The 18,091-nt window shown below is 70.2% G+C and carries 20 protein-coding genes; 19 read left to right on the top strand and 1 reads right to left on the bottom strand.

Features of this window, described 5'->3' with window-relative positions; translation table 11 throughout:
* The first annotated feature begins 113 nt into the window (after positions 1 to 113).
* The gene (gene ffh, locus OG202_RS34805; protein ID WP_326576793.1) at positions 114 to 1,664 is read left to right on the top strand and encodes a signal recognition particle protein; all 1,551 of its coding nucleotides are present in this window, start codon (positions 114 to 116) and stop codon (positions 1,662 to 1,664) included.
* 320 nt (positions 1,665 to 1,984) lie between these two features.
* On the opposite strand, the gene OG202_RS34810 is transcribed toward ffh, so the two are convergent.
* The gene (locus OG202_RS34810) at positions 1,985 to 2,743 is read right to left on the bottom strand and encodes an SAM-dependent methyltransferase (RefSeq protein ID WP_328224093.1); all 759 of its coding nucleotides are present in this window, start codon (positions 2,741 to 2,743) and stop codon (positions 1,985 to 1,987) included.
* A 306-nt stretch (positions 2,744 to 3,049) separates the two neighbouring features.
* On the opposite strand from OG202_RS34810, the gene proS reads away from it, so the two are divergent.
* The 18 genes from proS to OG202_RS34900 all read left to right on the top strand — a co-directional run bounded on the left by proS (position 3,050) and on the right by OG202_RS34900 (position 17,993).
* On the top strand, positions 3,050 to 4,465 hold the full coding sequence (gene proS, locus OG202_RS34815) for a proline--tRNA ligase (protein ID WP_328224094.1): 1,416 nt from the start codon (positions 3,050 to 3,052) through the stop codon (positions 4,463 to 4,465).
* Positions 4,466 to 4,725: 260 nt separating this feature from the next.
* A complete protein-coding gene (locus tag OG202_RS34820; protein WP_033526923.1) occupies positions 4,726 to 5,322 on the top strand; it encodes a hypothetical protein in 597 nt (198 codons plus the stop codon).
* Positions 5,323 to 5,710: 388 nt separating this feature from the next.
* Positions 5,711 to 6,139, top strand: a complete 429-nt coding sequence (gene rpsP, locus OG202_RS34825) for a 30S ribosomal protein S16 (protein ID WP_326576786.1) — start codon at positions 5,711 to 5,713, stop codon at positions 6,137 to 6,139.
* A 2-nt stretch (positions 6,140 to 6,141) separates the two neighbouring features.
* Complete coding sequence (locus tag OG202_RS34830; RefSeq protein ID WP_003973401.1) at positions 6,142 to 6,381, top strand: RNA-binding protein; 240 nt, start codon at positions 6,142 to 6,144, stop codon at positions 6,379 to 6,381.
* A gap of 84 nt (positions 6,382 to 6,465) precedes the next feature.
* On the top strand, positions 6,466 to 7,038 hold the full coding sequence (gene rimM, locus OG202_RS34835) for a ribosome maturation factor RimM (RefSeq protein ID WP_327727638.1): 573 nt from the start codon (positions 6,466 to 6,468) through the stop codon (positions 7,036 to 7,038).
* Positions 7,038 to 7,871, top strand: coding sequence for a tRNA (guanosine(37)-N1)-methyltransferase TrmD (gene trmD, locus OG202_RS34840; protein ID WP_327727637.1), 834 nt, complete (start codon positions 7,038 to 7,040; stop codon positions 7,869 to 7,871). Before rimM ends, trmD begins: the two co-directional genes overlap by 1 nt.
* Positions 7,872 to 8,005: 134 nt before the next feature.
* Positions 8,006 to 8,356: a 50S ribosomal protein L19 gene (gene rplS, locus OG202_RS34845; RefSeq protein WP_033526928.1), complete on the top strand. Its 351-nt coding sequence runs from the start codon at positions 8,006 to 8,008 to the stop codon at positions 8,354 to 8,356.
* A gap of 57 nt (positions 8,357 to 8,413) precedes the next feature.
* Positions 8,414 to 9,142: a signal peptidase I gene (gene lepB, locus OG202_RS34850; protein WP_327727636.1), complete on the top strand. Its 729-nt coding sequence runs from the start codon at positions 8,414 to 8,416 to the stop codon at positions 9,140 to 9,142.
* Entirely contained in the window at positions 9,135 to 10,265 is a 1,131-nt protein-coding gene (lepB, locus tag OG202_RS34855) for a signal peptidase I (RefSeq protein WP_327727635.1), read from the top strand. Before lepB (OG202_RS34850) ends, lepB (OG202_RS34855) begins: the two co-directional genes overlap by 8 nt.
* Positions 10,231 to 11,121 (top strand): signal peptidase I, encoded by an 891-nt coding sequence (gene lepB, locus OG202_RS34860; protein ID WP_327727634.1) that lies wholly within the window; start codon positions 10,231 to 10,233, stop codon positions 11,119 to 11,121. Before lepB (OG202_RS34855) ends, lepB (OG202_RS34860) begins: the two co-directional genes overlap by 35 nt.
* Positions 11,122 to 11,201: 80 nt before the next feature.
* A complete protein-coding gene (gene lepB, locus OG202_RS34865) occupies positions 11,202 to 11,948 on the top strand; it encodes a signal peptidase I (protein WP_326576732.1) in 747 nt (248 codons plus the stop codon).
* The gene (locus OG202_RS34870; protein ID WP_326576730.1) at positions 11,938 to 12,453 is read left to right on the top strand and encodes an NUDIX hydrolase; all 516 of its coding nucleotides are present in this window, start codon (positions 11,938 to 11,940) and stop codon (positions 12,451 to 12,453) included. The genes lepB (OG202_RS34865) and OG202_RS34870 overlap by 11 nt, the downstream gene beginning before the upstream one ends.
* 56 nt (positions 12,454 to 12,509) lie before the next feature.
* On the top strand, positions 12,510 to 12,818 hold the full coding sequence (locus tag OG202_RS34875; protein ID WP_005311352.1) for a DUF2469 domain-containing protein: 309 nt from the start codon (positions 12,510 to 12,512) through the stop codon (positions 12,816 to 12,818).
* 129 nt (positions 12,819 to 12,947) lie between these two features.
* The gene (locus OG202_RS34880) at positions 12,948 to 13,358 is read left to right on the top strand and encodes a YraN family protein (protein WP_328224095.1); all 411 of its coding nucleotides are present in this window, start codon (positions 12,948 to 12,950) and stop codon (positions 13,356 to 13,358) included.
* Complete coding sequence (locus OG202_RS34885) at positions 13,358 to 14,980, top strand: YifB family Mg chelatase-like AAA ATPase (RefSeq protein ID WP_328224096.1); 1,623 nt, start codon at positions 13,358 to 13,360, stop codon at positions 14,978 to 14,980. The genes OG202_RS34880 and OG202_RS34885 overlap by 1 nt, the downstream gene beginning before the upstream one ends.
* A 34-nt stretch (positions 14,981 to 15,014) precedes the next feature.
* Positions 15,015 to 16,175, top strand: a complete 1,161-nt coding sequence (gene dprA / locus OG202_RS34890) for a DNA-processing protein DprA (protein WP_327727630.1) — start codon at positions 15,015 to 15,017, stop codon at positions 16,173 to 16,175.
* 273 nt (positions 16,176 to 16,448) lie between these two features.
* On the top strand, positions 16,449 to 17,285 hold the full coding sequence (whiG, locus tag OG202_RS34895; protein ID WP_326576642.1) for an RNA polymerase sigma factor WhiG: 837 nt from the start codon (positions 16,449 to 16,451) through the stop codon (positions 17,283 to 17,285).
* Between the two features lie 150 nt (positions 17,286 to 17,435).
* Positions 17,436 to 17,993: a TetR/AcrR family transcriptional regulator gene (locus OG202_RS34900; protein ID WP_326585603.1), complete on the top strand. Its 558-nt coding sequence runs from the start codon at positions 17,436 to 17,438 to the stop codon at positions 17,991 to 17,993.
* The last annotated feature ends 98 nt before the right edge of the window (positions 17,994 to 18,091 follow it).

The raw sequence follows: 18,091 nt of genomic DNA on the forward strand, positions 1-18,091 counted from the left end.
GTGCGGGCCGGGCTCCGTCACCACTATCCACAGGGGTGGAGACCCGACCACACCCAGACAGATACCCTGGAGGGCAGCCCACCCTGCCCCCGACTCCGAGGACCGACACCGCCGTGTTCGATACGCTCTCCGATCGCCTCTCAGCGACTTTCAAGAACCTGCGCGGCAAGGGGCGCCTTTCCGAGGCGGACATCGACGCCACGGCGCGCGAGATCCGCATCGCGCTCCTGGAGGCGGACGTCGCGCTGCCGGTCGTCCGGGGCTTCATCAAGAACGTCAAGGAGCGCGCGCTCGGCGCCGAGGTCTCCAAGGCGCTGAACCCCGCCCAGCAGGTCCTCAAGATCGTCAACGAGGAGCTGGTCAGGATCCTCGGCGGCGAGACCCGCCGCCTGCGCTTCGCCAAGAACCCGCCGACCGTGATCATGCTCGCGGGTCTCCAGGGTGCCGGTAAGACGACCCTCGCGGGCAAGCTGGGCCGCTGGCTGAAGGAGCAGGGCCACTCGCCGCTCCTCGTCGCCTGTGACCTCCAGCGCCCGAACGCGGTCAACCAGCTCAGCGTCGTGGCCGAGCGCGCCGGCGTGGCGGTCTACGCCCCCGAGCCGGGCAACGGCGTGGGTGACCCGGTCAAGGTCGCCAAGGACTCCATCGAGTTCGCCAAGTCGAAGGTCCACGACATCGTGGTCGTCGACACCGCGGGCCGGCTGGGCATCGACCAGGAGATGATGCGGCAGGCCGCCGACATCCGGGACGCGGTCTCCCCGGACGAGATCCTCTTCGTCGTCGACGCGATGATCGGTCAGGACGCCGTCAACACGGCCGAGGCCTTCCGGGACGGCGTCGGCTTCGACGGCGTGGTCCTCTCCAAGCTCGACGGTGACGCCCGCGGTGGTGCCGCCCTGTCGATCGCCTCCGTCACCGGCAAGCCGATCATGTTCGCGTCGAACGGCGAGAAGCTCGACGAGTTCGACGCGTTCCACCCGGACCGGATGGCCTCCCGCATCCTCGACATGGGTGACCTGCTCACCCTGATCGAGCAGGCGGAGAAGACCTTCAGCCAGGAAGAGGCCGCCAAGATGGCCTCCAAGCTGGCGTCCAAGAAGGGCCAGGACTTCACGCTCGACGACTTCCTGGCCCAGATGGAGCAGGTCAGGAAGATGGGCAGCATCAGCAAGCTGCTCGGCATGCTGCCCGGCATGGGCCAGATCAAGGACCAGATCAACAACATCGACGAGCGCGACGTCGACCGCACGGCCGCGATCATCAAGTCGATGACCCCGGCCGAGCGCCAGGAGCCGACGATCATCAACGGCTCGCGCCGTGCCCGTATCGCCAAGGGCTCCGGTGTCGAGGTCAGCGCGGTGAAGAGCCTCGTCGAGCGGTTCTTCGAGGCCCGCAAGATGATGTCCCGCATGGCCCAGGGCGGTGGCATGCCCGGCATGCCCGGGATGCCCGGCATGGGTGGTGGCCCCGGTCGCAGCAAGAAGCAGCCCAAGCAGGCCAAGGGCAAGCAGCGCTCGGGCAACCCGATGAAGCGCAAGCAGCAGGAGCAGGAGGAGGCCGCCCGCCGGGCCGCCGCGGCCCAGGGCGGTGCCCTCGGACTGCCGGGCCAGCAGGGCGCTCAGGACTTCGAGCTGCCGGACGAGTTCAAGAAGTTCATGGGCTGACCCGCCCACAACGGCGGACGCCGCGTGACCGGCCGGGGGGTGTGGCCGGGCGCGCGGCGCCGGGTGCCGTGTGCGTGGACGGCATGTGTGGTGTCGCTCGTGGTGCTTCTGGTGGCAACTCCCGTACGCAGATGTGTTGTTCCCCTGGACGATGCGCCAGGCTATGGCTGCCGCGCGGCGCTTGGCCAAGCGAAAGCGCTACCGGCCCGCTTTCTTCACACCATTCACACCCGCGTCGGAAGAAGTCTCGAAGACCTTCTCAGTGTTCCCCACAACGTTCGGGGAGCGCCCCGAAGTCCTCAAGGCGTGCCCCGCATCGCTCAGGGCGTCCGCGCGATCAGGTAGCGGAACACGTTCGGCATCCAGACCGTGCCGTCCCGGCGGCGGTGGGGGTGCAGGGCCTCGGTCAGTTCCTTGTCCACCTGTGCCTGGTCGGTGGCCCTGATCGCCGCGTCGAACAGGCCGGTCGACAGCAGCCCCCGTACCGCGTTGTCCACGTTGGCGTACCCGAAGGGGCAGGCCACGCGTCCCGAGCCGTCCGGTTTCAGGCCGGCCCGCTGGGCGACCTCCTCCAGGTCGTCCCGCAGCGCCGGACGCCAACTGCCCGCGCTGCGCAGAGGGTCGGCGAGCTTCGTGGCCACGCGGAGCACGGTGGACGTGGTGCAGCGTTCCGGCGGGCCCCAGCCGGCCAGGATCACCGGAGCACCGCGTTCCGCCAGCGGGGTCGCCGCGGCGAGCAGTTCGCCGAGGCCCTCGGAGTCCCCGGCCAGACAGCCGATCGGCTCGAAGGCGGTCACCAGGTTGTACGGCGGGTCCCCGGGGCCGCGGACCGCGTCCTCGGGGACACCGTCGACGACCCGTGTGCCGACACGCGCGCGCGTGCCCCACCCTTCCGGCTGCAGTCGCTCCCGCGCGAGTGCCGTTCTCTCCGGCGACCCCGAGTCGACGCCGGTGACCGAGGCTCCCCGCGACGCCGCCATCAGCAGCGCGAGCCCCGACCCGCAGCCGAGGCCGAGCAGGCGCGTCCCGGTACCGACGTCGAGCCGCCGGTGGACGGCCTCGTACAGCGGCACCAGCATCCGTTCCTGAATCTCGGCCCAGTCACGCGCGCGTGCACACCGGTCCACGCGGGGTGTGGCCCCCGCGCGAGGCAGTTGCTGCCGCACGAGCGTAGGTGTCATATCGAAAGCGCCCCAATCCGCCGTGAGTTGCCGTTGCCGGATTTCCTGGCCCCCGTGGCAGTGCGCGCTCGCACTCCCCCCCCGTATGCCAGGAAACTCCCCGCCCGGCGAGTCGTCCAGGGGTCTCGGACACCTGCTTGCGTACTGTCCGTGCGCGGGCAAAAGAATTCACATCCCCGCAACGTGGACCCGTACCATCGCGCCATGGCAAAGGCTCCCGTACTCACGCCCCGCGCGGACGACTTCCCGCGCTGGTACCAGGATCTGATCACCAAGGCCGAACTGGCCGACAACGGTCCGGTGCGCGGCACCATGGTCATCCGACCGTACGGGTACGGGCTGTGGGAGCGGATGCAGCAGGAGATGGACGCCCGGATCAAGGAGACGGGCACCCAGAACGCGTACTTCCCGCTCCTGATCCCGCAGTCCTACCTCGCCCGGGAGGCCGAGCACGTCGAGGGCTTCGCGCCCGAGCTGGCCGTGGTGACGCACGGCGGCGGCAAGGACCTCGAAGAGCCCGCCGTGGTCCGCCCCACCTCCGAGATGATCATCAATGACTACTTCTCGAAGTGGGTGCAGAGCTACCGCGACCTGCCGCTGCTGATCAACCAGTGGGCGAACGTGGTCCGTTGGGAGCTGCGCCCCCGGCTCTTCCTCCGCACGAGCGAGTTCCTCTGGCAGGAGGGCCACACGGCGCACGCGACGTACGAGGAGGCGCGCGACTTCGCCGCGCACATCCACCGGGAGGTCTACGAGGACTTCATGGTGAACGTCCTCGCGATGGACGTCGTCCCCGGCCGCAAGACCGTCAAGGAGCGCTTCGCGGGCGCCATCAACACCCTCACGCTCGAAGGCATGATGGGCGACGGCAAGGCCCTCCAGATGGCCACCAGCCACGAGCTGGGCCAGAACTTCGCCAAGGCCTTCAACACCCGGTATCTGTCGAAGGAAGGCAAGCAGGAGCTCGTCTGGCAGACATCCTGGGGCTCCACCACCCGCATGATCGGCGCCCTGGTGATGATGCACGGCGACGACAACGGCCTGCGGGTCCCGCCCCGGCTGGCCCAGGTCCAGGCCGTCGTCCTCGCGATCAAGGGCGACGACGCGGTTCTGGCCAAGGTCCGCGAGCTCGGCGCCCAGCTGAAGGCGGCCGGCATCCGCGTCAAGGTGGACGACCGTACGGACATCCCGTTCGGCCGCCGCGCCGTCGACTGGGAACTCAAGGGCGTCCCCGTACGCATCGAGGTCGGCCCCCGTGACCTGGAGAACGGCACCGCGATGCTCGCCCGTCGCATCCCGGGCGGCAAGGAGCCGGTCGCCCTCGACTCGCTGGTACACCTGCTGCCCACCGTCTTCGAAGAGGACCAGGCGCTCCTCCTGAAGCAGTCGCGCGAGCGCCGCGAGTCCCGTACGACCGAGGTGTCCACCCTCGACGAGGCGATCGAGGCCGCCGCGGGCGGCGGCTGGGCGCGTATCCCCTGGTCGAGGCTGGGAGAGGACGGCGAGACCAAGCTCGGGGAGCACGCGGTGACCGTACGGTGTCTGGTCGCCGCGGACGGGTCGGTGCCCGACTCCTACGACGCACCCGGTAACGTCGCCGTCGTGGCGCGCGCTTACTAGAGCACCCCGTTCCGCCGGGAGAGCGACCGAAACGCCCCTTGCACATCAGCCGACCACAGGTGCCCCCGACGCGCGGACCTCGCTACGCGTCGGGGCGTACGTGTTACTACGTACCGCCTTGTGGGGAGCTGCGAGGCTTCTCCGCAGATCAGCGCACCCGCCCTCGTCAGGACGCACTAGTGGCAACTGACGGGTACGTGCAAATTATTTGGGATGGCCCGGAATCGGAACACAGGGGCACTCCGGCTCGTTGTCATTACGTGAGCACGACACAGACACCACCTGTTCTCGCCGCAGAACTGGCACAGGCGTGGGCCGACATTCAACGGCACCACCCCGAGCTGCCGGATCTTGCCGCTCCCGAGTCCCTGATCGGGGAGTCGTCGTCCGCCTGCGGGCACGAACTCTCCTTCGAGCGACTGCTCCATGAGGCAGTCCATGGCATCGCCGCCGCGCGTGGAGTCCGCGACACCTCCCGGGCGGGCCGGTACCACAACCGCAGATTCCTCGCGATCGCCGAGGAGCTCGGCCTCGACCACCCCGAGGAACCGCATCCCAGCAGCGGTTTCTCGCTGGTCACGCTCAACCCCGAGGCCAAGCGTCGCTACCGCCCGACCATCGACAGACTGCAGCGCGCCCTCAAGGCCCACACCGCCGCGACCTCCGCGGACACGGCCCGCAGCTTCCGGGGCCCGGCCGCCCGCCACGGGTCCTCCGGCGGCGGCGTCCGCGTCAAGGCCGTCTGCGACTGCGGCCGCAACGTCCGGGTCGTCCCGTCCGTACTCGCCCAGGCCCCCATCGTCTGCGGCGGCTGCGGCAAGCCCTTCCGGATCCCGGAGGTCGTGGGCGCGGCGTGACACGACGACGCACTGAACAGACGGCTGCTCGTGGCGGCCGTACCAGTGAGTCGTATGTCGAGCCGTACCCGGAGTGGAGGGAGCCGCCGCAGCCTCGCGCCCGCCCGGCCGCGGGCAGTCGTGCCTCTGTGGCGGCACGGGTGCGCGGCGGCACCCTCCACTCCGGTGAGCGGCACCCCCTGGCGCGGGGTGCCGCTCAGCCATGGCTGAACGCACCCTGACGGCCGAAGCGACCCGCTGGGTGTGGCACAATGGCTAGCTGTACTCGACAGTCGCACAGGACCCCTCTCTCCTCCGGCTGACGCGTCCATCGGGCACTCGGGTACCGCAACCCCACGCGGCTCTCTCGCCGTGCCCAATCACGTCAAATCCAGGAGAACCCACTCCCGTGGCAGTCAAGATCAAGCTGAAGCGTCTGGGCAAGATCCGTTCGCCTCACTACCGCATCGTCATCGCCGACTCCCGTACCCGTCGTGACGGTCGTGCGATCGAGGAGATCGGCAAGTACCACCCGACGTACAACCCGTCGGTCATCGAGGTCGACGAGGAGCGCGTCGCGTACTGGCTGGGTGTCGGCGCGCAGCCGACCGAGCCCGTGCTCGCCATTCTGAAGAAGACCGGCGACTGGCAGAAGTTCAAGGGCGAGCCCGCTCCGGCGCCGCTCCTCGTGGCTCAGCCGAAGTCCGCGCGCCCGTCGTTCGAGGCCCTGGGCGGCGACGACGAGGGCAAGGGTGAGGCGATCACCCAGAAGAAGAAGGCCGACAAGAAGGACGAGGCTGCCGCTGCGTCTTCCTCGTCTGAGCCGACCGAGGCCTGAGCATGCTCGAGGAGGCTCTCGAGCACCTCGTCAAGGGCATCGTCGACAACCCCGACGACGTGCAGGTCGCTTCCCGCAACCTGCGCCGGGGGCGCGTACTCGAGGTCCGGGTCCACCCCGACGACCTCGGTAAGGTGATCGGCCGCAACGGCCGTACCGCCCGTGCTCTGCGTACCGTCGTGGGTGCCATCGGCGGCCGTGGTGTCCGTGTCGACCTCGTCGACGTGGATCACGTCCGCTGACGAAGATTCGCAGCACCGGCTCGGGCCGGGGAGGGCCTCTGGGCCGTCCCCGGCCCGTAGTCGTATGACAGGAGATCAAGCACAGTGCAGCTCGTAGTCGCACGGATCGGCCGCGCCCACGGCATCAAGGGTGAGGTCACCGTCGAGGTCCGCACCGACGAGCCGGAACTCCGGCTCGCCCCCGGCGCCGTTCTGCTCACGGACCCCGCCTCGACGGGTCCGCTCACCATCGAGACCGGCCGGGTCCACAGCGGCCGGCTGCTCCTGCGCTTCGAGGGCGTCCGCGACCGCAACGCCGCCGAGGCCCTCCGCAACACCCTGCTGATCGCGGAGGTGGACCCGGAGGAGCTGCCGGAGGAAGAGGACGAGTACTACGACCACCAGCTGATGGACCTGGACGTGGTCACCAAGGAGGGAGTCGAGGTCGGCCGGATCACCGAGATCTCGCACCTGCCCTCCCAGGACCTCTTCATCGTCGAGCGGCCCGACGGGAGCGAGGTGATGATCCCGTTCGTCGAGTCGATCGTCACCGAGATCGACCTGAAGGAGCAGCGGGCGGTCATCGACCCGCCACCCGGGCTGATCGACGACCGGGCGGAGATCGCGTCCGCCCGGGACTCCGAGGACTCCGCCGAGCCGGCCGGGGACGAGGCCTGATGCGGCTCGACGTCGTCACGATCTTCCCCGAGTACCTCGAACCCCTGAACGTCTCCCTCGTCGGCAAGGCACGCGCGCGCGGACAGCTGAACGTGCACGTCCACGATCTGCGCGAGTGGACGTACGACCGGCACAACACGGTCGACGACACCCCGTACGGCGGCGGCCCCGGCATGGTCATGAAGACCGACCCCTGGGGCGACGCCCTGGACTCCGTCCTCGCCGACGGCTACGAGACGGGCTCCCACCGGCCCGCGCTCATCGTCCCCACCCCCAGCGGTCGCCCCTTCACCCAGGAACTCGCCGTCGAACTCTCCGAGCGCCCCTGGCTGGTCTTCACGCCGGCGCGTTACGAGGGCATCGACCGCCGGGTGATCGACGAGTACGCCACCCGCATGCCGGTCTACGAGGTGTCCATCGGCGACTACGTGCTCGCCGGCGGCGAGGCGGCCGTCCTCGTCGTCACCGAGGCCGTCGCGCGGCTGCTGCCCGGCGTCCTCGGCAACGCCGAGTCCCACCGGGACGACTCCTTCGCGCCCGGCGCCATGGCCAACCTCCTGGAGGGGCCGGTCTACACGAAGCCCCCCGAGTGGCGTGGCCGCGACATCCCCGAGGTGCTGCTCAGCGGCCACCACGGCAAGATCGCGCGGTGGCGCCGGGACGAGGCCCTGAAGCGTACGGCCGCCAACCGGCCCGACCTCATCGAGCGTTGCGACCCCAAGGCCTTCGACAAGAAGGACCGCGAGATGCTCTCCATCCTGGGCTGGGCCCCGGACCCGGAAGGGGAGTCGCACGGCCGATTTTGGCGGCGGCCCGAGGGCGTGGAAGAATAGGCCGTTGTTGTGCGTCGTCCGGCGCGCGCCCCTGCCGCAGGGGGACACGACGCCCGCCCCGACACGGACAGCATCCTCTCGTAACACCTAGCTCCCGCCTATGACCTGTGGCATGGGCGAAGAAAGCAGACGAAATGTCTCACCTGCTCGACTCCCTCGACTCCGCGTCGCTGCGGAGCGACATCCCGGCCTTCCGCCCGGGTGACACCGTCAACGTCCACGTCCGCGTCATCGAGGGCAACCGCTCCCGTGTGCAGCAGTTCAAGGGCGTGGTGATCCGTCGCCAGGGCGCCGGTGTCCGCGAGACCTTCACGGTCCGCAAGGTCTCGTTCTCCGTCGGCGTCGAGCGCACCTTCCCGGTGCACACCCCGATCGTCGAGAAGATCGAGCTCGTCACCCGCGGTGACGTCCGTCGCGCCAAGCTGTACTACCTGCGCGAGCTGCGCGGCAAGGCGGCGAAGATCAAGGAGAAGCGCGACAACTGATCGCGCGTTCGCGTCACAAAAGGTCGTCACAGCGGGGCCGGATACGATCTGGCCCCGATGGACACCGAAGCACAGCAGCACATGGAGCGCGACCGTTCCCCCCGCCCTTCCGGCGCGGAGGTCTCCGAGGAGATCTCCGACACGCGAGGGCCGGAGGAGCGGTCGCGTTTCGCATGGGTGGACCGGACCACCGAGTGGGTTCCGGGCGGGAGATACACCCTGACCGTGCTGATCTGCCTGCTTCTTCTGGCGCTCTTCAGCAACTTCGTGATCCAGCCGTTCCAGATTCCCAGCAGCTCCATGGCCGACTCATTGAGGATCGGGGACCGCGTTCTCGTAAATAAGTTGGCGTACCGTTTCGGATCTGAGCCGCAGCGCGGTGACGTCGTCGTCTTCGACGGCACCGGCTACTTCGGGAACGCCGACTACGTCAAGCGCGTTGTCGGCGTGGGGGGCGACCGGGTGGTCTGCTGCGACCAGGAGGGGAGGCTTGAGGTGAACGGCCGGTGGGTCGACGAGTCGTCGTTTCTGTATCCGGGCGACAGCCCGTCGAACGTTCCCTTCGACGTGGTCGTCCCCGAGGGCAGGCTGTTCCTCCTCGGCGACCACCGCAGTGACTCCAGCGATTCCCGTGACCACCTGGGATCGCCCGGCGGCGGCATGGTCCCGCTCGACTCCGTGATCGGCCGGGCCGACTGGATCGCCTGGCCCGCCGACCACTGGACACGTCTGGACCGTCCGGACGCCTACGCGCGTGTGCCCGCCGCGGGCGGTGCGCATGGGTAACCGTGGCAAACCCCGCGGTGCGCCTCCCACCACCGCGGCGGCCAACCTGCTGCCCACCGGTTCGCGGCGGTCCGGCGGTGCCGCCCGGCCGAGCCGGGTCGAGCGGCGCAAGCTCGCCCGCAAGATCAAGCGGCGCAGGCGTCGCTCCGCGGTCAAGGAGATCCCGCTCCTCGTCGGTGTCGCCGTCCTCATAGCTCTGGTCCTGAAGACCTTCCTCGTCCAGGCGTTCGTGATCCCGTCGGGCTCCATGGAGCAGACGATCCAGATCGGCGACCGTGTCCTGGTCGACAAGCTCACGCCCTGGTTCGGCTCCAAGCCCACCCGCGGGGACGTGGTCGTCTTCAAGGACCCGGGCGGCTGGCTGGAGGACGAGCAGACGACGGCCGCCACCGAGGATCCGATCGTCATCAAGCAGATAAAGGAAGGCCTGCAGTTCATCGGCCTTCTCCCGTCCGACGACGAGCAGGACCTGATCAAGCGGGTCGTCGCGGTCGGCGGCGACACCGTCAAGTGCTGTGACACCCAGGGCCGTGTCACCGTCAACGGCATGCCGCTGGACGAGACGGCCTACATCCACCCCGGCAACCAGCCCTCGACCCAGCGGTTCGAGGTGACCGTGCCCCAGGGCCGCCTCTGGGTGATGGGCGACCACCGGGAGAACTCCGCCGACTCACGCGCCCACCAGTCCGACGACTCGAAGACGGCCCAGTTCGGCGGGACGGTCCCGGAGGATTCCGTCGTCGGCCGGGCCGTCGTCATCGCCTGGCCGGTGGGCCACTGGGGGCAGTTGGAGGAACCGGACACGTTCTCCGCCGTACCGAGCGGGTCGACCACCGCCCTCGGCGCTTCGCATAGGGTGGCCTCCGCGGATCGAAACGGATTGATCCCTCTCCCGACCCCTGCGGAACTCCCGCTCGTTATGGGAGTGGTGGGCCTGCACCGGCTGTGGCGCGGGCGGCGGTACGGAGTGAGGAGTGGATGTGGGGGATTTGGCGGTCGGCGCACGGTCCGGACACGGTGGTTCCGAAGAACGGCCGGAGCGATCCGACGAGGCGGCTTCCCCGGCCGCGGAGAACGCGGAGGGCGTCGTGAATTCCGAGGGTTCCGCCGACACCGGGAGTGACTCCCCGGAGGGGGCGGACGGCGGGGACGGCGCCCGGACCTCGGCCGACGACGGCGACCAGGAAGAGCGGCCCAGGAAGAAGCAGCGTTCCTTCTGGAAGGAACTGCCGATCCTGATCGGTATCGCGCTGGTGCTCGCGCTGCTGATCAAGACGTTCCTGGTGCAGGCGTTCTCCATCCCGTCCGACTCGATGCAGAACACGCTGCAGGAGGGCGACCGGGTCCTGGTCGACAAGCTCACCCCGTGGTTCGGCTCCGAGCCCGAGCGCGGCGAGGTCGTCGTCTTCCACGACCCGGACGGCTGGCTGGACGGCGAGCCCACCCTGGAGCCCAACGCCGTGCAGCGGGTCCTCGGCTGGATCGGCCTGATGCCGTCCGCCGAGGAGAAGGACCTCATCAAGCGGGTCGTCGGCGTCGCCGGCGACACCGTGGAGTGCAAGGGCACCGGCCCGCTGAAGGTCAACGGCAAGGCGCTGAACGAGCCGTACGTGTACCCGGGCAACACCCCCTGCACCGTCGACGACACCGGCGGCCAGTTCAAGGTGAAGGTGCCCGAGGGCAAAATCTGGGTCATGGGTGACCACCGGCAGAACTCGCTGGACTCCCGCTACCACCAGAACGACAGCAACAAGGGCATGGTCCCCGTCAGCCAGGCCGTGGGCCGCGCCATCGTGGTCGCCTGGCCGCCCACCCGCTGGTCCACGCTGCCGGTTCCCGACACCTTCGACCAGAACCTGAGCGCCGCCGCCCCCGGGGCGCTCGGCCTCGCGGGAGCGGTGCCGCTGGTGCTGTGGCGCCGGCGTCGCCTTCTGGCCACCGAAAGCCCGAGGGTTTCTGGCACGGGTACCGCCGGGTAGGGTGCCGTCCCAGATCGCCGATCTTCCGCGGCCCGCACGGGGCCCGGACGGTCGATTCTCCGAACTGGGGGAGCACTGGGATGAGCGGGACGACACGTCGTACGGACGAGGGCCGCGGACGGCTCGGCAGCAAGCTGTCGGGACTGGCCGTGGCCCTCGGCTGTGTGCTCTTCCTGGGCGGTTTCCTCTGGGGCGCGATCGCCTACGCGCCCTACACCGTGCCCACCGACTCCATGTCCCCCACCATCACCTCCGGGGACCGCATACTCGCCGAGCGGATCGACGGCGCCGAGATCAAGCGCGGTGACGTCGTGGTCTTCCGGCAGGAGACCTGGGGCAACACCCCCATGGTCAAGCGGGTCGTCGCGGTCGGCGGTGACACGGTCGCCTGCTGCACCGACGGCAAGCTGACCGTCAACGGCAAGAAGATCGACGAGGGGTATCTGCCCGAGGGCGAGGTCGCCGAGCTGACCGGCATCCCGGAGATCACCGTCCCCAAGGGCCGGCTGTTCCTCCTCGGTGACGAGCGCAGCGGCTCCCTGGACTCCACCGCCCACCTCACGGAGGCCGGCAACGGCACGGTGCCGCGCACCAACGTGGACGCGCGCGTGGACGCCGTCGTCTGGCCCATGGACGGCATGCTGGCCCGCCCCACGGGCTTCGAGAAGCTCGGCGCGCTCTCCTCTCCCGGCCCGCTGCGGCTGATCACCGCCGCGCTGGTCGTGGGCATGGTGCTCGTCATGGGCGGCGCGGCCTACGGGCCCGTCGCCCAGCGGATCGGCGGACGCGGACGTACGGCGCAGTCGGAGCCCGCCGGTGTCGGCTGAGGACACGTACGAGGGCGGGCTGCGCAAGGTCGCCCGGGTGATCCTGCTGGATCCGCGGGAGCGCGTCCTGCTGCTGCACGGGCACGAGCCGGACGATCCGGCCGACGACTGGTGGTTCACGCCCGGCGGCGGTGTGGAGGGCGCGGAGACCCGTGAGGAGGCCGCCCTGCGGGAACTCGCGGAGGAGACCGGGATCACGGACGTGGAGCTCGGCCCCGTGCTCTGGCGGCGGATGTGCTCCTTCCCCTTCGCCGGACGCCGCTGGGACCAGGACGAGTGGTACTACCTCGCCCGGACCACCGCTACGCACCAGGTCGTGCCCGCGGCGGCGGGCCTGACGGAGCTGGAAAGACGCAGCGTCGCAGGAGCACGCTGGTGGACGTGCGGGGAACTGACCCGGGCGCATGAGACGGTGTACCCGACCAGACTCGCCGAACTGCTCCGCACACTGCTCGACGAGGGTCCCCCGGCCAGACCCGTGGTCCTCGACACCGAAATTGTCTAGGGGCTCGCGGGACTGGCGCACAATGGTGGGATCGCACGGCTGAAGGGGAACATGCCATGAGCGCCGAGGACCTCGAGAAGTACGAGACCGAGATGGAGCTGAAGCTCTACCGGGAGTACCGCGATGTCGTCGGTCTGTTCAAATACGTGATCGAGACCGAGCGGCGTTTCTACCTGACCAATGACTACGAGATGCAGGTGCACTCGGTCCAGGGCGAGGTGTTCTTCGAGGTGTCGATGGCGGACGCCTGGGTGTGGGACATGTACCGGCCGGCTCGGTTCGTGAAGCAGGTGAGGGTGCTCACGTTCAAGGACGTGAACATCGAGGAGCTGAACAAGAGCGATCTGGAGCTGCCGGGCAGCTGAGGCCGGCGGAGGGGCTGCGGCACCGTCATCCGTGTGGGTGACGAAGTTATTCACAATCGCCTGTTTGTCCACCAAGATCCAATAGCGGGCTGAGTCGCACTCAGTGTTGGCGCCGGAGGTGGTGCCGACATGAGCAAGGCACGAGGCGACAACACACGAGGCAACGGCGCGCCGGGCAACGGCGCGCGAGGTGCGCTCGGCAAGTACGGCGAGGAGCTGGCCGCACGGCGGCTGGCCGAGGCCGGGATGACGGTCCTGGAGCGCAACTGGCGCTGCGGCAGGACCGGCGAGATCGACATCGTGGCCCGCGACGGGGACGCGCTGGTCGTCTGCGAGGTGAAGACCCGCAGGGCCGGCCCCTTCGAACACCCCATGGCGGCCGTCACGACCACCAAGGCCGAACGACTGCGCGGCCTCGCCGAACGCTGGCTCCAGGAACACGGAGGAAGTCCGCCGGGCGGCGTCCGTATCGACGTCGTCGGCGTCGTCCTCCCCGCCCGCGGCGCCCCCGTCGTGGAACACGTGCGGGGGGTGGCCTGATGGGATTCGCCCGCACGTGTTCCGTGGCCCTTGTCGGCGTCGAGGGCGTCGTCGTCGAGGTCCAGGCCGACCTGGAACCGGGCGTGGCGGCCTTCACGCTGGTGGGGCTGCCGGACAAGAGCCTGACGGAGAGCAAGGACCGGGTGAGGGCGGCCCTGGTCAACTCGGGCGCCGAGTGGCCGCAGAAGAAGCTGACGGTGGGACTCAGTCCCGCGTCGGTGCCGAAGGCCGGCAGCGGGTTCGACCTGGCGGTCGCCAGCGCCGTCCTGGGCGCATCCGAGCGGATCGATCCGCGGGTGCTCTCCGACGTCGTGATGATCGGGGAGCTGGGGCTCGATGGTCGGGTCCGGCCGGTACGGGGCATCCTGCCCGCCGTGCTGGCCGCCGCCGAGGCCGGATACGAGCAGGTGGTGGTGCCGGAGTGCGCTGCCGCGGAGGCCTCGCTGGTGCCCGGGGTCTCGGTGCTGGGCGTGCGCACCCTGCGGCAGTTGATCGCCGTGCTGGCGGACGAACCGGTGCCGGACGAGGAACCCGACGAGGGCCGCCCGGACCCTCTCATGGCGGGACTCCGTCTGCCGGGCACGGGGGCGGCCACCGGCATGCGCACCGCGGCAGGCGCGCACCAGGACCAGGGCCACGACCTCGCCGATGTCGTCGGTCAGCTCGCGGCCCGAACCGCCGTGGAAGTCGCGGCGGCCGGCGGACATCACCTCTTCCTGGAAGGGCCGCCGGGCGCGGGCAAGACGATGCTCGCCGAGCGGTTGCCGGCCATCCTGCCGAGGCTGGCCAGAGAGGAGTCGCTGGAGGTCACGGCGGTCCACTCGATCGCCGGTCTGCTGCCCGCGGGAAAACCACTGGTCGACGTGGCGCCCTACTGCGCCCCTCACCATTCGGCCACGATGCAGTCCCTCGTCGGCGGCGGCCAGGGCATCGCACGACCCGGTGCGGTCTCCCTCGCCCACCGGGGGGTGCTCTTCCTGGACGAGACCCCGGAGTTCAGCAGCCATGCGCTGGACGCCCTGCGGCAGCCGCTGGAGGCGGGGCACGTCGTGATCGCGCGCAGCGCGGGAGTGGTGCGGTTCCCCGCGAAGTTCTTGATGGTGCTCGCCGCGAACCCCTGTCCCTGCGGTCGCTTCTCGCGGACGGACGACTTGTGCGAGTGCCCGCCCGCCTTGATCCGCCGCTATCAGGCGCGGCTCTCCGGGCCGCTGCTGGACCGGGTCGACCTGCGGGTCGAGGTCGACCGGGTCACTCGGTCCGAGCTCACCCGGCGTGGAGCCCAGGGCGAGTCCACGGCGACGGTGGCCGACCGTGTGCGCTCGGCCAGGGAGCGCGCGGCAGCCCGTCTGCTGGATACGCCCTGGCGGACGAACAGCGAGGTACCGGGGCGTGAACTGCGCAGCCGGTGGCACGCGACCCCGGGCGCGATGGACGAGGCCGAGCGCTGCCTGGAGCGGGGCGTGCTGACCGCGCGCGGCCTGGACCGGGTGCTCCGGGTCGGCTGGACCATCGCCGACCTCGTCGGCCACGACCGCCCGGACGCGACGGACGTCAACCTGGCTCTGCAGCTGCGCACCGGAGTGCCACGCGGGGTGCCGATGGCGATCGGAGCGCTGACGTGAGGCCTGAGGCCCGTGGGTCATCGGCGGGCGCGCCATGACCGGCGGCGGTGCGCCGGATGTCGAGCGGCTCGACCGGGCTTTCCTGGCCCGTGTCATCGAGCCCGGAGACGAGCTGGGTGGTCGGTGGCTACGGGAGTTCGGAGCCCGGGAAGTGGTGCGGAGGCTCTCCGGGGGCGGTCGCCCGCTGCCCGAGGCCTCGGAGAAGCGGTGGGCGGGACTGTGTGCCCGCGCCGGGCGCGCCGACCCCGAGGGTGACCTGGCGCGGGCGAGGGAGGCCGGGGTCCGGTTCCTCGTCCCCGGGGACGGTGAGTGGCCCGGGCAGCTCGATGATCTCGGGGACGGGCGGCCCATGGGGCTGTGGGTGCGGGGGAAGGCGAATGTGCGGATGTGGGCATTGCGGTCCGTGGCTGTGGTGGGGGCGCGGGCCTGCACGGAGTACGGGGCGCACATGGCGGCGGTGCTGGGGGCGGGGCTTGCCGAGCAGGGGTGGGTGGTCGTGTCCGGTGGCGCGTACGGGGTGGACGGGGCCGCGCATCGGGGGGTGCTCGGGGCCGGTGGGGCGACCGTCGCCGTGCTGGCCTGCGGGGTGGACCGGCCGTATCCCAGGGGGCATGTGCAGTTGATCAGCAGAATCGCCGAACAGGGGTTGGTGGTGGGGGAGTTGCCGCCGGGGGAGCATCCGACGCCGAGCCGGTTCATCCTGCGGAACCGGGTCATCGCCGCGCTCACCAGGGGGACCGTGGTCGTGGAGGCGGCCTACCGCAGCGGCGCGCTGGTCACGGCGCGGGCGGCGCAGCGATTGGGTCGGTTCACGATGGGCGTGCCGGGGCCCGCGACCTCGGCCCTCTCCGCCGGCGTGCACGAACTGCTGCGGGGGGAGGCCGTGCTCGTGTCCGACGCTGCCGAAGTCGTCGAGCTGGTGGGTGACATGGGAGAGCTGGCGCCCGACCGGCGGGGCCCCGTGCTCCCCCGTGACCTGCTGGAACCCGGCGCACGGCAGGTTCTCGCCGCACTGCCGGGGCGGGGGAGCGCGGCCCCCGACGAGGTCGCCCGCGGCGCGGGCACGACCGTGGACGACGCGGTCGGGAGACTGTACGAACTCCGCGCACTTGGTTACGTCGAACGACACGGCGACGGCTGGAAGTTGACACGCCAGGCGATGATCTCCGTCTCGCCGGATCGGAGGCGAAGTTGACCCAGCGTGTTCGGCCGTCCGGGGGAACGCCGACAGCCGTGCGGTTTCCGGCAGTTGGCCTTCCGGATCCGTCACGCAGCGCGATCGCCGTGACCCCGCGGGGCACCCAGCGGAACGTATCTGCGCACCGGCGATCCCTCGGCCTTCGCGCACTGCGACTCCCCAGTCACGCTACGCTCACGTGGGTTCCCCCTCAGGGCAGGCAACTCGACATCAGACCGACAGCTCACCCAGGCACCCCCCAGTTCACGGCAGAACGGCACAAGGCGACGAATGCCCCAGCACACCTCCGGGTCTGACCGGACGGCGGTACCCTCCGCCGCTCGCGGCACCGTGCGCCCGCCCGCCCCCTCGACACTCGAGGAGCTGTGGCGGACGTACAAGACGACGGGCGACGAACGGCTGCGCGAGCAGTTGATCCTGCACTACTCACCGCTGGTGAAGTACGTCGCGGGCCGGGTCAGTGTCGGCCTGCCGGCCAACGTCGAGCAGGCCGACTTCGTCTCCTCCGGGGTCTTCGGGCTGATCGACGCGATCGAGAAGTTCGACATCGACCGGGAGATCAAGTTCGAGACGTACGCGATCACCCGGATCCGTGGCGCCATGATCGACGAACTGCGCGCGCTGGACTGGATCCCCCGGTCGGTGCGGCAGAAGGCGCGCAACGTGGAGCGGGCCTACGCCACCCTGGAGTCCCGGCTCAGACGCACCCCGAGCGAGGGCGAGGTGGCCGCCGAGATGGGTATCGCGGTCGATGAACTTCACTCGGTCTTCAGTCAGTTGTCGCTGGCCAACGTCGTGGCGCTGGAGGAGCTGCTGCATGTCGGGGGCGAGGGCGGCGACCGGCTGAGCCTGATGGACACGCTGGAGGACACCGCCGCGGACAACCCGGTCGAGGTCGCCGAGGACCGGGAGCTGCGCCGCTTCCTGGCGCGGGCCATCAACACGCTGCCCGAGCGGGAGAAGACCGTCGTCACGCTGTACTACTACGAGGGGCTCACCCTCGCGGAGATCGGGAACGTGCTGGGGGTCACCGAGAGCCGGGTGAGCCAGATCCACACGAAGTCGGTGCTGCAGCTACGGGCGAAGCTGGCGAGTTTTGGTCGTTGACCCGGCCCTACCTGGCCGGATGAGCCGCGAGGCCAGGGCTGTGGAGGGTGTCGGCAGGGCTTCGGCCCAGGGCCTGTCGGGGGAAGACACTCCCGTTGGTGGCGGTCCGTCCGTAAAGTGGTTGACGTGCCAAGGATTCGAGCGGCCTCCGTGGCCGAGCACCGGTCGATGCAGCGAGCCGCCCTGCTGGACGCGGCTCGGTCCCTGCTGTCCGAGGGAGGGACGGAGGCGTTGACGTTCCCCGCGCTCGCCGAGCGTACGGGGCTGGCGCGGTCGTCCGTGTACGAGTACTTCCGGTCGCGGGCGGCGGTGGTCGAGGAGCTGTGCGAGGTCGACTTTCCCGTGTGGGCGGCGGAGGTCGAGGCGGCGATGGCCGCGGCCGAGCGGCCCGAGGGCAAGGTCGAGGCGTACGTCCGCAAACAGTTGGAGCTGGTCGGGGACCGGCGGCATCGGGCCGTGGTGGCGATCTCGGCGAGCGAACTGGACGCCGGGGCGCGGGAGAAGATCCGGGCCGCGCACGGTGGGCTCGTCGCGATGATCGTGGAGGCGCTCGCGGGGCTGGGGCAGACGGAGCCCCGGCTGGCCGCGATGCTGTTGCAGGGAGTCGTGGACGCGGCGGTGCGGCGTATCGAGCTGGGGGCCGCCGAGGAGCCCTCCGCGATCACCGAGGCGGCCGTGGGGATGGCTCTGCGGGGCGTACGGGGCTGAGCGGTCGTTGCGCGGTGCTGGGTGCTGGGTGCTGGGTGCTGGGTGCTGGGTGCTTGGTGCTGTGGCCGGGTGCCGCGGCTGGGCCCTCATCGCCAGGT

It is taken from the genome of Streptomyces sp. NBC_00310 (genome assembly GCF_036208085.1).
Lineage (GTDB): Bacteria > Actinomycetota > Actinomycetes > Streptomycetales > Streptomycetaceae > Streptomyces.

What these genes read in the sequence shown, in the direction of transcription:
- OG202_RS34810 (WP_328224093.1), bottom strand. Translation starts at nt 2,743, where the DNA reads ATGCTGGTGCCGCTGTACGAGGCCGTCCACCGGCGGCTCGACGTCGGT.
- proS (WP_328224094.1), top strand. Translation starts at nt 3,050, where the DNA reads ATGGCAAAGGCTCCCGTACTCACGCCCCGCGCGGACGACTTCCCGCGC.
- OG202_RS34830 (WP_003973401.1), top strand. Translation starts at nt 6,142, where the DNA reads ATGCTCGAGGAGGCTCTCGAGCACCTCGTCAAGGGCATCGTCGACAAC.
- trmD (WP_327727637.1), top strand. Translation starts at nt 7,038, where the DNA reads ATGCGGCTCGACGTCGTCACGATCTTCCCCGAGTACCTCGAACCCCTG.
- rplS (WP_033526928.1), top strand. Translation starts at nt 8,006, where the DNA reads ATGTCTCACCTGCTCGACTCCCTCGACTCCGCGTCGCTGCGGAGCGAC.
- lepB (WP_327727636.1), top strand. Translation starts at nt 8,414, where the DNA reads ATGGACACCGAAGCACAGCAGCACATGGAGCGCGACCGTTCCCCCCGC.
- lepB (WP_327727635.1), top strand. Translation starts at nt 9,135, where the DNA reads ATGGGTAACCGTGGCAAACCCCGCGGTGCGCCTCCCACCACCGCGGCG.
- lepB (WP_326576732.1), top strand. Translation starts at nt 11,202, where the DNA reads ATGAGCGGGACGACACGTCGTACGGACGAGGGCCGCGGACGGCTCGGC.
- OG202_RS34875 (WP_005311352.1), top strand. Translation starts at nt 12,510, where the DNA reads ATGAGCGCCGAGGACCTCGAGAAGTACGAGACCGAGATGGAGCTGAAG.
- OG202_RS34880 (WP_328224095.1), top strand. Translation starts at nt 12,948, where the DNA reads ATGAGCAAGGCACGAGGCGACAACACACGAGGCAACGGCGCGCCGGGC.
- OG202_RS34885 (WP_328224096.1), top strand. Translation starts at nt 13,358, where the DNA reads ATGGGATTCGCCCGCACGTGTTCCGTGGCCCTTGTCGGCGTCGAGGGC.
- dprA (WP_327727630.1), top strand. Translation starts at nt 15,015, where the DNA reads ATGACCGGCGGCGGTGCGCCGGATGTCGAGCGGCTCGACCGGGCTTTC.
- whiG (WP_326576642.1), top strand. Translation starts at nt 16,449, where the DNA reads ATGCCCCAGCACACCTCCGGGTCTGACCGGACGGCGGTACCCTCCGCC.